This window comes from Streptomyces winkii, assembly GCF_032248595.1.
Lineage (GTDB): Bacteria > Actinomycetota > Actinomycetes > Streptomycetales > Streptomycetaceae > Streptomyces > Streptomyces winkii.
Map to the genome: position 1 here is coordinate 130,357 of NZ_JASTTH010000002.1, position 12,648 is coordinate 143,004.

The window sequence follows — 12,648 nt, forward strand, 5'->3', positions numbered from 1 at the left end:
TTTTCGCGCTCTTGGCTGGTACGGGTGGTTTCGGCTCGTCGTGTGTCAGTCCTGCTCGGGCTCTGCGCCCTCGTGCTGAGGCGCGCCGTCCTCGTCCGGGGCGCCGAACCCGGCGGTGTCCAACTCGCAGTCGAAGGGCGCCGGAAGGTGCAGCGCCTTCCCGAACGGCACCGTGGTGTGCGAGGTGTAACCCTTCTCGGACGGCGCCCAGTAGACGGTGGCCGACTCCTCCTCCATGTCCAGCAGCAGATATACGGGGACACCGGCAAGGCCGTAGACGGTCACCTTGTCGCCCCGGTCGTCATCGCGCGTCGAGGGCGAGGTGAGCTCCGCGACGAGGGTGAGCGCCTCACCGTCGACGTACCGCCTCGTGGAGTTGAACGCGCCCTGCGCGGCCACGTAGAGATCAGGGCCGTACGCCCTCTCCTGGCCGGGGAAGGTGAAGAGGAACGGGGCGTCGCCGCAGGTATCGCCCGTGGGCAGCCGTTGCCTCAGTTGCTCCCTGATCGACTCCATGACCACGTAGTAGTAGGCCCGCGACCACGGTGACACGACGATGTTCCCCCTGATGATCTCCGCCCGGTAGCCGTCGGGCACGTCCATGCTCAGCAGAGTCCGGCACAGCGCCTCGAATCCGGGCGGGCCGTCAGGGGTCTCTATGGGCGTCGGTGACGTCGGTCGCTCAAGCATTACCGTCATGATGCGCCTTTCCTTCTGGGTGATCCAGTGGTCACCCATCGTATTCGGCGGCACTGACAGTCGCCCTCGCTGAGCCCTGCCGGGGATCGGGCGCCGTGAGGAGAGCCGTCAGGCGCCGTGCCTGCCGCGTCGTCGTGCCCGGAGGGTTCCGGGGATGGTCCCGTTCCTCGTCGAAGGAGAGCAGGAACAGCCACACCAGGGCGAGAAGACGGCGGCAGTCCCGCAGCCGGGCGGCCTCCACCGCTGTGAGTACGAACCGGTCGAGGAACGCGTCGACGTCCAAGGGGCCGTCCACCCAGGAGCCCACATGCTCGGTGATCTCCGCCAGTTCGAAGGCGCGGTCGCTCCGTACCCGAGTCCTCGAAGTCGACGATTCGTACGCGGGACGCGTCCCACAGGTAGTTGGCGAGGTTGCCGTCTCCGGCGCCGAAGACCTCAGGGACGTACGGCCGGTCCGCGCGCTCATCCATGCCCGAGCGGGCGAGCCACCGCAGGCCGAGGGCCATGGCGACGGCCACTTCGCTCCCGGCCGGAACCCGGGTGCGACGGGTCCACGAGCGGATGTGCCTGATCAACTCCTGGTCGAGCCCCGGCCTTTGGGGGAGCCCGGCGAGGACGGCGGGCGGGAGAGCCGAGTGGAGTGCTCTCACCGCCTCCGCAAGGGCGTCGACGGCCCCCTCGTCCTGTGCCCGGCCGCGCAGCGGTAGACCCGGCAGCCGCGACATCCTGATGACGGGTTCGACGCCGCCCGTTTCCGCGCTCACTGGAGCGGGCGCGAGGCCGGGCGCGGGTGCGGCGAGCAACCGCAGGGCCCGCCACTCCCGTTCGCACCCTCCGTGGTCTCCCTCGCGGAAGCGTTTGGTCACGGTGTGCGGGCCCACCTCGACCGTGTGGGTGCTGGGATTCGTTCCCGTCGAGGTCAACTCAGGCCCTCCCGCCGAGTCGTTGGCACCGTCATGATGGGTTACGCCACCACCGCCGAGCGACCTCCGACGCGGGCGTCGAGCTGCTCGGCACGCCCGCCACCGCGACGTCCTGGCCGCCGAACGCAAGAAATGGGACCGCATCCGCAGCGAGAGCGGAATTCGCCGGGGCGGGCGCCCCCTCAAGACGGCAGCCTGAACCAAACCGGCGAACCGATGCGGTCGCGGCACTAGGTTGGCGGTGTGAGCCTCGACATTCCCGACCAGGTGCGCAAGACGGTCATGGCCGACGGGAACGAATCCTGGCTGGACGAACTGCCAGGCGTGGTCGACTCGCTGGCCCAGGAGTGGTCTCTGACGATCGGATCCAGTTTCGCGGGCGGTCACGCCGCCCTGGTCGTCGAGGTGACGCTCGTTGACGGAACTCCCGCGGTCCTCAAGATCGGTGTGCCAGGTCGGGACGTCGGGCAGGAGGCCATGGTGTTGCGCCTGGCGAACGGAGGGGGATGCGCGGAGCTGTTGGGCGAGGACGTGGGTCGGCAAGCCCTTCTGCTGGAGCGCCTCGGGGCTCCGATGCACGACATCGTCGCCGACCCTGCAAGCCGCCACGACTTGCTGTGCGAAGTGGCGGTTCGCCTGTGGCGTCCGATCGGTCCCGGCACTGACCTTCCAACCGGTGCGAAGTTGGCTGAGCAGTACGCCGACCGGCTGCCAGAACTATGGGAGCAGGCGGGGCGACCGTGTTCGCCGGCCACTGTGGCGGACGCGCTGAATTGCATGAATCGCCGTCGCCTCGCCCACGACGATCGGTCCGCGGTTCTGGTCCACGGTGACATCCACGAGATGAACGCCCTGCAGGCAAGTGACGGCAGCTACAAGCTCATTGATCCAGCCGGGCTGCGCGCCGAACCGGCGTGCGATCTCGGCACCATCGTGCGTTGCAACCCGGACCTCGGCGACGACCTCTGGGCGCGGACCGAGCAACTGGCTTCTCGCACGGGCGTCGATGCCACTGCCATCTGGGAATGGGGAACTGTCCACCGGGTCGTCAGCGGCGTCTACGCCTGCAGTATCGGCTTTCAGCCCTTCGGCGATCTGCTGCTGGCCGAAGCGGACCGCCTCACGGCGTAGTCACCTGTCGCGGGGCTGGCCCGCCCGCCCCGCCGGCCTCTGGGCGTGGACCGCACGGTGCGCACGACCGGCCCGCGGTGACCGCTGGTGGTCGCCCCGGGATGCGGGGAGCTCACCGGCCGTGCAATCTGGAGACAGCGCCACAGCTGCACACGGCAGAAGAAGGTGACATGACCGATGTCGGCGCCGCTGAGGCGGTCGGCATGCACTGCTTCGGCGCCGCGTACAACCCCCGACGACTTCCGACGCGGCTGCGAAACCGCCGTGCGCAGGCGATGCAACAGCGCCGCCCGATGGAGCCGGATGCGGTCCCAGCGACGCCGCCTCTACGCCCTTTCGGGGAAAGCGGTCGAGGCAATCCCGCAGAGATCGATCGTGTTCCCCATTGAAGGCTGAGAACCGACGCGCCAGAGGTGAATGACGGGCTCTTGCTTCGCTCTGCTCCCAACGCCGCTGAGCTGCATGCAGGAGCCCGGCGAAGGTGACGTCTGTGGCCCCTCCAAGTGCTCAAGGGACAGCCATGAACGACATTCTTGAAGCGGACGCCGAAGGTGCACCGCAGGCGCAGAGCACAGCCGCGGCAATCATCGATGCAGACGGCATCGTCAGGGGTTGGACGGACAGCGCACAGCAGCTGCTCGGGTACACCTCAGAAGAAGTGCTGGGGCGGCCCGCTGCGGATCTCCTGATGTCTCGGCACGTTGACTCGGCAGAACGGGGCGCCACGCAACCTTGTCGCGTTCGGGGAGACGAACGCGAAGCGATGAGCGTGCGTCACCGCGACGGCCACCCTCTGCATGTGAACGTGCAGTTCTTGCGGTTGTCGGGACAACGGAATGCAGCCAGATGGCTGGCCGTCGCCACCTTCCCCCTCGCCGACGACAGCCGTCGTGCCATGTTGAGCGGGGCCAGCACCCGTATAGGCACCACCCTGGATGTCATGGTCACCGCCCAGGAGTTGGCCGACTACGCGGTACCGCGCCTGGCCGACTACGTCACGGTTGACCTGGCCGAGTCGGTCCCGCTCGGTTCCGAGCCCCTGACCCGCGTCGGGACGGACGCGGGGCGCGTCGCCGTGTTCCGTCGCGCGGGCCTCGCGTCCATACATCAGCATCTTCCGGAGTCGTTGTGGACGCGGGGGGCACCGGTATTCGTCCCTCCGCAGTCACCCTTCACCGCTGTACTCGATTCCGGTGTCTCCCACTTGGAACCGGTCCTCGACACCGCCACCTGGCGCCTGCTGGATCCCGAGCGTGGCCGCGTCATCGAGAGAACGCACATGCACACCGTGATGATGGTGCCGATCACGGCCCGTGGCACCACGCTCGGCATCGCAGTCTTCGTCCGGACGGAGAACCCGGCTGCCTTCGATGAAGGTGACCTGTGCGTCGCCGAAGACTTGGTCGGCCTGGCCGCCCTGAGCCTGGACAGTGCCAACCGGTACTCCCGCGAGCATGCCGCCGCACTCGCGCTGCAACGCCACCTGCTCCCGGACAGCTTGCATGGTGGCAGTGCCGTCGAAGTGAGTTACAGCTACCGGCCGGCGGACATGGAGCACGGGGTGGGGGGAGATTGGTACGACGCCATCCCACTGTCACACGGCCGAGTGGCCTTGGTCGTCGGCGACGTGGTCGGACACGGAATCGGCGCAGCCGCGACAATGGGCAGACTTCGCACGGCGATTGAGACCCTTGCGGACTTGGATCTGCCCCCCGACGAGCTTTTGACACGGCTCGACCGTACGGTCACCCGCCTCCGGCGAGGAGACAGGGATGACGCCGTTCCCGAAGCCGACGAGCAGGGTGCGTTGATGAGCGGAACGTGCCTGTACGCAGTCTTCAGCCCGGCCGAAAACAGCCTCCAGATCGCCCGAGCCGGACACTTGCCTCCCCTGCTTGTCAGCCGGGAAGGCGAGGTGAGCTTTCCGGACACGCCGCCAGGAGTACCGATAGGCGTCGGCCTTCCGCCCTTCGAATCCACGGAGCTGAGCGTCGAGGACGGCACCCTGATCGCCCTCTACACGGACGGCATGGTCGAAACCCCGGGCGAGGACATCGACGCCGGCATGGAGCGTCTCGCCGCCGCTCTCGCTCATCGCTCCGGCCTGCCCTTGGAGGCGTTGTGCACAGAAGCCCTCGATGCACTGCGCCCGCTGAACTCGACCGACGACGCCACGCTGCTCCTTGCCCGCCATCGCCCGAGCCGGGAAGTAGACGTCGATCATGGATAACCCCTCGTGCGCGCCCACTTGGGCGGCTGACAGGTTGTCGGTCTCCGTCCGATAGGAGAACTCCGGCAGGCTTGTCCCGGCGAGAAGCGACTGTCCCGATCCGGCGCCGAGGTCATCCGGCGCGGAGGCCGCGGATGATCAACGTGCGGACGGCGGCGAAGTCTTCCTCGATGCCTGGGCGCGACCACTCCGCGGCGTACGCGGGGTCGTGGAAGCGGGCCGTCGCGTGGAAGACGGCGCGGGCCGTCTCGGACGGAAAGCCGACGGAGTCGGCGGCGAAGACGCCCTGACGGCGGCCGTCCTCGATGATGCGCGCCAACTGGCCGACCAGGTCCGCGATATGGCGGTCGACGACGTCGTCCGCCTCGCCGGTGAGCACCGAGTACGTGGCGAACATCTCCGGGTCCGCTCCCGCCTTCTCGCGCTTGGCTTCGAAGAGACGGGTCAGCCATGCGTCGAGGCGTTCCTCGGCCGGGCCGGAGTCGTCCGCGACGGGGACGAGCCGTTCGCTGGTGCGGTCCAGCCAGCGCTGGGTGACGGCGCCGCGGAGGGCGGCCTTGGTGCGGAAGTGGCGGTAGACGCTGCCGTGGCTGACCCCGAGGGCGCGGGCCACGTCGACCACGGTGGCCTTGCCCGGGCCGTAGCGGCGCAGCACGTCCTCGGTGGCCTCGAGGATGCGCTCCGGAGTCAGCCCTTCCGACACCATCAAGGCCCCCTGTTCGCTACTTCTCGCTGTCGAGGTGCGCCATCTGCGCAGCCGGATACCGCTCGCCGGCAGCCGAACCGGCGGGCACCGCCCGCTCGATGGCGTCGAGATCGTCTCGGTCGAGAGTAGCGTCAAGCGCCGACAGGGACTCCTTCAGCCGGTCACGGGTGCGGGCGCCGACCAGCGGGACGATGTCCTCGCCGCGCGAGAGCACCCATGCGATCGCGGTCTGCGCGACGGTGATCCCCTTTTCGTCGGCGATCCGGCGCAGCGAGTCGACGAGGTCGAGGTTGCGGTCCAGGTTCTCGCCGGAGAAGCGGGGGCTCATGCTGCGGAAGTCCCCCTGGTTCAGCTCGCGGTCGCGTGACCAGTTGCCGCTGATGAGGCCGCGCGAGAGCACGCCGTACGCGGTGACGCCGATGCCCAGCTCGCGGCAGACGGGCAGGATCTGCTCCTCGATGTCGCGCGAGATCAGCGAGTACTCGATCTGGAGGTCGCTGATCGGGGCCGTGGAGGCGGCCTTGCGGATCGTGTCGGCGCCGACCTCGGAGAGACCGATGTGCCGTACGTGGCCCGCCTCCACCAGTTCCGCGATGGCGCCGACGGTCTCCTCGATCGGGACGTCGGGGTCGAGGCGCGCGATGCGGTAGATGTCGATGTGGTCGGTGCCGAGGCGCTGGAGCGAGTAGGCGGCGAAGTTCTTGACCGCCTTCGGGCGGCCGTCGTAGCCGCTGAAGCCGCCCTCGACGGTGCGCAGGGCGCCGAACTTCACGCTGGTCAGGGCCTGTTCGCGGTGGGCGGCCGGTGCGGTGCGGAGGGCCTCGTTGATGAGCAGTTCGTTGTGGCCCATGCCGTAGAAGTCGCCGGTGTCCAGCAGGGTCACGCCCGCGTCGAGGGCGGCGTGGATGGTGGCGACGGATTCGGCGCGGTCGGTGGCGCCGTAGAGGGCGGACATGCCCATGCAGCCGAGGCCGAGGGCGGATGTACGGGGGCCGGTGGTGCCGAGAGTGCGGGTCTGCATCGTGCTGGGCTCCTTTGGTGGAGGGGGCGGTGCGAGGGACGAGGGATGAAGGGAGATGGGGTGACCGCTGTCAAGAATGGCATGACGGATGACAGATATCAATATCTGTCAGTCCATCTTTGTTCGCTGACAGCACACGGAACGCAGGCCCGGAACGCAGCCCGGAACGCGGGCACAGCCCGCTCTCCCGCGTCTCCGCCCCGCCCGAGTGCCCCACCCGCGGCGCCCCGCTCACGCGTGCCGCGCCGATGCGGGAGAATGGTGTGCCCGCCCCATGAACCCCAGCCCGCGCCCCGCCGCCCGTACGTCTCGGAGGACGCCGACGTCATGACGCCGCCGCTCCACATCGGTCCCCACGCCGTCCAGCCGCCCGTCGTGCTGGCGCCGATGGCCGGGATCACGAACGCGCCGTTCCGCACGCTGTGCCGGGAATTCGCCGAGGGCGCCGGCCCGGTGCAGGGTGGGAGCGCTCCGGGAGACGGCAGCGGCGACGAGAAGCCGCCGTACAACAAGGGGCTCTTCGTCAGCGAGATGATCACCACGCGCGCGCTCGTGGAGCGGAACGCGAAGACAATGCAGCTCGTGCGCTTCGACAAGAGCGAGCGCCCGCGGTCCATCCAGCTGTACGGGGTGGATCCGGTCACCGTCGGCAAGGCGGTCCGCATGATCGCGGACGAGGACCTCGCCGACCACATCGATCTCAACTTCGGCTGCCCGGTCCCCAAGGTGACGCGCAGGGGCGGCGGTTCGGCCCTCCCGTACAAGCGCAGGCTGCTGCGCGCGATCCTGCACGAGGCGGTCGGCAGCGCGGGCGGTCTTCCCGTCACGATGAAGATGCGCAAGGGCATCGACGACGCCCACCTGACCTATCTCGACGCCGGCCGCATCGCCGCCGACGAGGGGATCACCGCGATCGCCCTGCACGGCCGTACCGCCGCGCAGCACTACGGAGGCACCGCCGACTGGGACGCCGTCGCACGGCTGAAGGAGGCCGTGCCGGAGGTCCCCGTGCTGGGCAACGGCGACATCTGGTCCGCGGGCGACGCGCTGCGCATGGTGCGCGAGACGGGCTGCGACGGCGTCGTCGTGGGGCGCGGCTGCCTCGGGCGGCCGTGGCTGTTCGGCGATCTCGTGGAGGCGTTCGCGGGGGCGGGCGAAGAGGCGTACGCACGGCCGTCGTTCGGCGAGGTGGCGCGCGTGATGCTGCGGCACGCGACGATGCTGGGGGAGTGGCTGGGCGACGAGGCGCGCGGCGTGATCGACTTCCGCAAGCACGTGGCCTGGTACACCAAGGGCTTCTCGCTCGGTTCGCAGGCGCGGCAACGGCTGGCGGTGGCCGCCTCGCTGGAGGAGCTGGCCGGGCTGCTGGAGGCCCTCGACCACGACGAGCCGTGGCCGCACGGAGCGGACGGCCCGCGCGGCCGCACCCACGGGCGCAACAAGGTCGTGCTGCCGGAGGGCTGGCTGGACGACCCGTACGACTGCGCCGGCGTCGGCGTGGACGCGGAACTAGACACTTCGGGCGGTTGAGCATCCGCGTCACAGCGGCCGAACTTCCCCGTTCACAGGGCTTGGTCGGGACCAGGCGGAGTTTTATCCGGTCCGGCTAACCAACGCTGTGTGCAGGCGGAGTGACTGAGATACTCGTCACTTGTGAAGGCCATCGTCTACGAGGAGTTCGGGCAGCACCCCGCGCTCCGTTCGGTACCCGACCCCGCACCGGCCCCAGGCGGCGTGGTGATCGAAGTCGATGCCACGGGCCTGTGCCGCAGCGACTGGCACGCGTGGCGCGGCCACGACCCGGATGTGAAGCTGCCGCACGTGGGAGGCCATGAGTTCGCGGGGACCGTCGTCGCCGCCGGTTCCGGCTCGGGCCTGCCCTGGGTCGGCCGCCGCGTGACTGTGCCCTTCGTGTGCGGCTGCGGCATGTGCACGCAGTGCGTCACGGGCAATCAGCAGGTGTGTGAGCAGCAGACACAGCCCGGCTTCACGCACTGGGGCTCCTTCGCGCAGTACGTCGCGATCGACAACGCCGAGGGCAACCTCGTCCCGCTTCCCGACTCCCTCAAGTCCCCGGCCGCGGCGGCGCTCGGCTGCCGTTTCGGTACGGCCTACCGCGCGGTGGTCCGGCAGGGCCGGGTGACCGCGGGCGAGTGGGTCGCCGTGCACGGCTGCGGCGGTACGGGGCTCTCCGCGGTGATGGTCGCGGTCGCCTGCGGCGCGCGGGTCGTGGCGGTGGACATCTCGGCGGCGGCGCTGAAGATCGCCCGCGACATCGGCGCCGAGGCGACCGTGGACGTCTCGGACGTGGACGACGCGGCCTCGGGAGTCGTCGAACTCACCCAGGGCGGCGCGCACTTGTCGCTGGACTGCCTCGGCGATCCGCGCACGTGCTGGGCGTCCGTACGGAGCCTGCGCCGGCGGGGACGCCATGTGCAGGTCGGCCTGCTGTCGTCCGAGGAGACAACGCCGGCGATCCCGATGGACCGTGTCGTGGCCCACGAGTTGGAGGTGCTCGGCAGCCACGGCATCCAGGCGCACGAGTACCCGGGGCTGCTCGGCCTCGTCGAATCCGGCGTGTTCAAGCCCGAGTTGCTGGTGCGGCGCACGATCGACATGACGGAGGCGCCGGCCGCGCTGATGGAGATGGACATCCCGGTGCCGGCCACGCCCGGGGTGACCGTGATCAAGCCGGATTCGCCGAAGTCCTGAGGCGGGCGCGGCGGTTCGGGCCCGCGCCGGTCCGGACTCGCGCCGGTCCGGAGCCGGCAGGGCTCCGAGCCGCTGACCCGCGTGCGCCGCGGCGCACGCCCGCCCAACTGCCGCTGCTCTCCGCGCGGTTCAGTGGTGCCAGGCTTTCCCGCCGACGTTGTGGATCATGCGTTGCAGCACCTTGAGGGTGCGTACGTACTCCTCGTCGGGGATGTCCGCATGGATGCGGGCGCGCAACGACCGCTGGAGCTCGGCCAGTTCGGCCTGGAGTGCGGCTCCCTCACCGGTGAGCCGCAGCCGCTCGGCCTCGTCCTGACGGGCCCAGCCCCGGGCCACGACCGTGTCCATCTCCGAGTCCAGGACGGGGGCGGCGTCGAGGTAGCCGCCCAGGACGGCCGTCAACTCCTTGCGGGTGCGGCCGTCTTCGCTGCCGGCGAGCTGAGACAGCACCCACCACTGGGGCTGGCTGACTCCGCGCTCGGCGAGCGCCTCCCGGATGTAGCCGACGACGGCCTTGTGCGCGGCCCAGCTCCAGTAGCCGATCGGCTGGCCCGGCAGTTCGCTGTCGGGGTGTGAGAACTCCATGGTGGCGTCGGTCCCTCCGTCGCGGTGTGCGGCTGACAGGAGCGAACCTAGAAGTTCAACTGAAGTTGAAGTCAAGCGCCGCCGGCGCCCGGCGTCAGGTTCCGGCGGACTCGCCCTCGTCCAGCCGGAATCCGACCTTCATGCAGACCTGGTAGTGCTCGATCTGGCCCTCCTCGATCTGCCCGCGCACCTGCGTCACCTCGAACCAGTCCAGGTGCCGCAGCGTCTCCGAAGCGCGGCTGATCGCGTTGCGGATCGCGGCGTCCACTCCCTCGTGGGACGTGCCGACGATCTCGGTCACCCGGTAGGTGTGCTCGCTCATGCGGACCTCCGCTGGCGTCGTTCGTCCTATGTGTTCCTCCCCGGTGCCCGGATCTGCCCGAAGTAGGCAGCCGTCCGATGGCCCAGCCATGCGATGTGCCCAGGCACGCGACGCACCCGGGCGTCCCGACCACGCGGTGGCACCGTCCGTACGTATCCGCAGCGGATCGCCCTCGGAGCCGTCCGCCCGTCCGTACGTACCGGCAGTCGCACCGCCCCCGGCCGCAGGGGGGGGCGGCGGCCGGGGGCGGCGGATGTGAGGAAGGCGCGCGGGGTGTCAGGTGCCCGGCGCCTCCCTCACGGCTGTGAGCAGCGCGAGTGGCGTCGCCGCGGCCCACGCCTGCGGGGAACAGGCATGCGGATACGGAACGGGGTGGGGGTGGTCCGAGCGGCCGTAGCCCGCGAGCACCTCGGGCAGCCGGTAGTTCTGCCTGGCCGCGGCCTCGACCATCCCCGCGGCGAGGGTGCGGACCTCCCGGTGCAGGCCGTAGCGGGCGAGGCCCAGCGCGATGACGGCGTTGTCGTGCGGCCAGATGCTGCCGCGGTGGTAGGAGAGCGGGTGGTAGGAGGCCTGGCCGGTCGCGAGCGTGCGTACGCCCCAGCCCGAGAAGAAGTCCTCTTCCAGCAGCCTGCGGCCGACCCGCTCGCCCGGCTCCCGGTCGAGGATGCCCGACCACAGCAGATGGCCGGCGTCGGAGGCGAGGGCGTCGGCGGGTGTGCCGGTCTCGTCGAGGGCGAGGAGCGGGAAGTCCTTCTCCCGCATCCAGAAGTCGGCCTCGAAGCGTTCGCGCAGCGACGCCGCGGCCTTCGACAGCCGCTCCGCGTACGGCTCGTCCTGCCAGACGGTACGGGCCAGCCGGGCCGTGCGGCTCAGCGCGTCGTAGGCGTAGCCCTGCACCTCGGCGACCATGACCGCGCCCGTGGGGCGGGTGCCGTCGGCGGTGCACACGGCGCCCGGCGAGTCTTTCCAGTTCTGGTTGGCGAGGCCGCCCTCGTGCGCGTGGTAGGCGAGATAGCCGTGCTCGTCCAGGCCGCCGTGCGTGAACATCCACTCCACGGCGGCGCGCGCGTGCGGTTCGAGGCGGCGCGCGAGGGAGCGGACGTGGGCCGTACGGGCCGGGTCCTCCTGCTCGCTGTACGCGCCGAGGAGGATCAGGAAGAGGGGCGTCGCGTCGACCGACCCGTAGTAGCGGCCGTACGGGACCTGCCCGAAGTGGGCCAGCTCGCCGTGGCGCACCTCGTGGACGATCTTGCCGGGCTGGGCGAGACGTTCGGGCTCCTCCTCACGCGCCTGGGTCGCGGCGAGCGCGAGCAGCGTGGACTCGGCGAGCCGCGGGCGGTAGGGCAGCGCGAAGAGCGAGGTGAGGAGGGAGTCACGGCCGAAGAGCGTCAGGAACCAGGGAACACCCGCGCCGGGTATGAGCAGTTCCTCGCCGTCGGGTCCGTGCGCGGTCACGCGCAGCCCGGCCAGGTCGACGAGTCCCTGCTCGCACGCGCGGGCCAGCTCCGGCCAGTCGGTGAGGCGGGAGGGGACGGGCTCGGCCGAGGTGAACGCGTCCGTCTGCGCCGTCAGCCGCGCGACGACGGAGGCCGGATCGCCGTCGGATCCGGGAGCGCTGCCCGGCTCGGCGGCGGCCGCGGCGCGCGGCGGTGCGCCGTGCGGGTGTGCCGTCACGCGGAGCGTCAACTCCGCGGTGGCGTGCGGCGGCAGCTCCAGCTGCCAGCTCAACTGCCGTGCGGAGCTGCCGGTTTCCTCGACCGTCGTGGGAGGCGGCTCCGCGCTGATGCTCGTACGGGAGTGCCACTCGCCGCGCCGGTAGCCGAACTCCACACCGTCCGGGAGGACTTCGTGCGTGTGCACCGCGTGGGGCTTCTCGTACCAGCGGTGGTCGGAGCGCAGCTCGAACTGGTCGGCGAAGTCGGCGTCGGCGGTGATGGTCAGCCGGGTGGTCGTCGTCTCGCCCTTGTTGCTGGTGAGCCGGATGCGTTCGGTCAACTCGCCGCTGACCACGGCCTGTTCACGGAAGAGGGTGAAGGCGGGCGGCTGCTCGCGGGTGCCGTGCGGTGTCAGGACGGCGGCGCCGCTGCCGGGTCCGGTGCCGTCGGAGGCCGGTACCAGTACGGCGGGGGAGTAGCCGTCGACGGTGAGCTGCCAGCGGCTCAGATGCCGTGCGTCCCGTACGAACAGGCCCTCGGGGACGGTGCCTTCGGACTGCGAGCTGGGCAGCGTCCAGCCCGGCGGGCCGCTGACGTCGCCGGACGGGCCCAGCACGGCGAAGGTGCCGTCGTGCACGAGCAGTCGGTGCTCGGTCGCATTCAC

The 12,648-nt window shown here is 70.3% G+C and carries 11 protein-coding genes; 4 read left to right on the top strand and 7 right to left on the bottom strand.

Going from position 1 to position 12,648, the window contains the following annotated elements; all coding sequences use genetic code 11:
• Positions 1-45: 45 nt before the first annotated feature.
• Both QQM67_RS04960 and QQM67_RS04965 read right to left on the bottom strand, forming a co-directional pair.
• The gene (locus QQM67_RS04960) at positions 46-699 is read right to left on the bottom strand and encodes a Uma2 family endonuclease (protein ID WP_314172355.1); all 654 of its coding nucleotides are present in this window, start codon (positions 697-699) and stop codon (positions 46-48) included.
• 31 nt (positions 700-730) lie between these two features.
• A complete protein-coding gene (locus tag QQM67_RS04965) occupies positions 731-994 on the bottom strand; it encodes a hypothetical protein (protein WP_314172356.1) in 264 nt (87 codons plus the stop codon).
• An 871-nt stretch (positions 995-1,865) separates the two neighbouring features.
• Here QQM67_RS04965 and QQM67_RS04975 point away from each other — a divergent pair.
• A complete protein-coding gene (locus tag QQM67_RS04975) occupies positions 1,866-2,753 on the top strand; it encodes an aminoglycoside phosphotransferase family protein (protein WP_314172357.1) in 888 nt (295 codons plus the stop codon).
• A gap of 520 nt (positions 2,754-3,273) precedes the next feature.
• Complete coding sequence (locus QQM67_RS04980) at positions 3,274-4,983, top strand: SpoIIE family protein phosphatase (RefSeq protein ID WP_314172358.1); 1,710 nt, start codon at positions 3,274-3,276, stop codon at positions 4,981-4,983.
• Between the two features lie 112 nt (positions 4,984-5,095).
• Here the strand turns inward: QQM67_RS04980 and QQM67_RS04985 are convergent, their stop codons facing one another.
• Together QQM67_RS04985 and QQM67_RS04990 are read right to left on the bottom strand one after the other, a co-directional pair.
• Complete coding sequence (locus QQM67_RS04985; RefSeq protein ID WP_314172359.1) at positions 5,096-5,689, bottom strand: TetR/AcrR family transcriptional regulator; 594 nt, start codon at positions 5,687-5,689, stop codon at positions 5,096-5,098.
• A gap of 16 nt (positions 5,690-5,705) precedes the next feature.
• Entirely contained in the window at positions 5,706-6,710 is a 1,005-nt protein-coding gene (locus QQM67_RS04990; RefSeq protein ID WP_314172360.1) for an aldo/keto reductase, read from the bottom strand.
• 327 nt (positions 6,711-7,037) lie between these two features.
• Between QQM67_RS04990 and dusB the strand changes: the two genes are divergently transcribed.
• Both dusB and QQM67_RS05000 read left to right on the top strand, forming a co-directional pair.
• The gene (gene dusB, locus QQM67_RS04995) at positions 7,038-8,240 is read left to right on the top strand and encodes a tRNA dihydrouridine synthase DusB (RefSeq protein WP_314172361.1); all 1,203 of its coding nucleotides are present in this window, start codon (positions 7,038-7,040) and stop codon (positions 8,238-8,240) included.
• Between the two features lie 123 nt (positions 8,241-8,363).
• Positions 8,364-9,422: a zinc-dependent alcohol dehydrogenase family protein gene (locus QQM67_RS05000; protein WP_314172362.1), complete on the top strand. Its 1,059-nt coding sequence runs from the start codon at positions 8,364-8,366 to the stop codon at positions 9,420-9,422.
• Between the two features lie 129 nt (positions 9,423-9,551).
• Here QQM67_RS05000 and QQM67_RS05005 read toward each other — a convergent pair whose 3' ends face one another.
• The 3 genes from QQM67_RS05005 to QQM67_RS05015 all read right to left on the bottom strand — a co-directional run bounded on the left by QQM67_RS05005 (position 9,552) and on the right by QQM67_RS05015 (position 12,648).
• Entirely contained in the window at positions 9,552-10,007 is a 456-nt protein-coding gene (locus tag QQM67_RS05005) for a MarR family winged helix-turn-helix transcriptional regulator (protein WP_314172363.1), read from the bottom strand.
• A gap of 94 nt (positions 10,008-10,101) precedes the next feature.
• On the bottom strand, positions 10,102-10,329 hold the full coding sequence (locus QQM67_RS05010; protein WP_314172364.1) for a dodecin: 228 nt from the start codon (positions 10,327-10,329) through the stop codon (positions 10,102-10,104).
• Positions 10,330-10,605: 276 nt separating this feature from the next.
• Complete coding sequence (locus QQM67_RS05015) at positions 10,606-12,648, bottom strand: amylo-alpha-1,6-glucosidase (RefSeq protein ID WP_314172365.1); 2,043 nt, start codon at positions 12,646-12,648, stop codon at positions 10,606-10,608.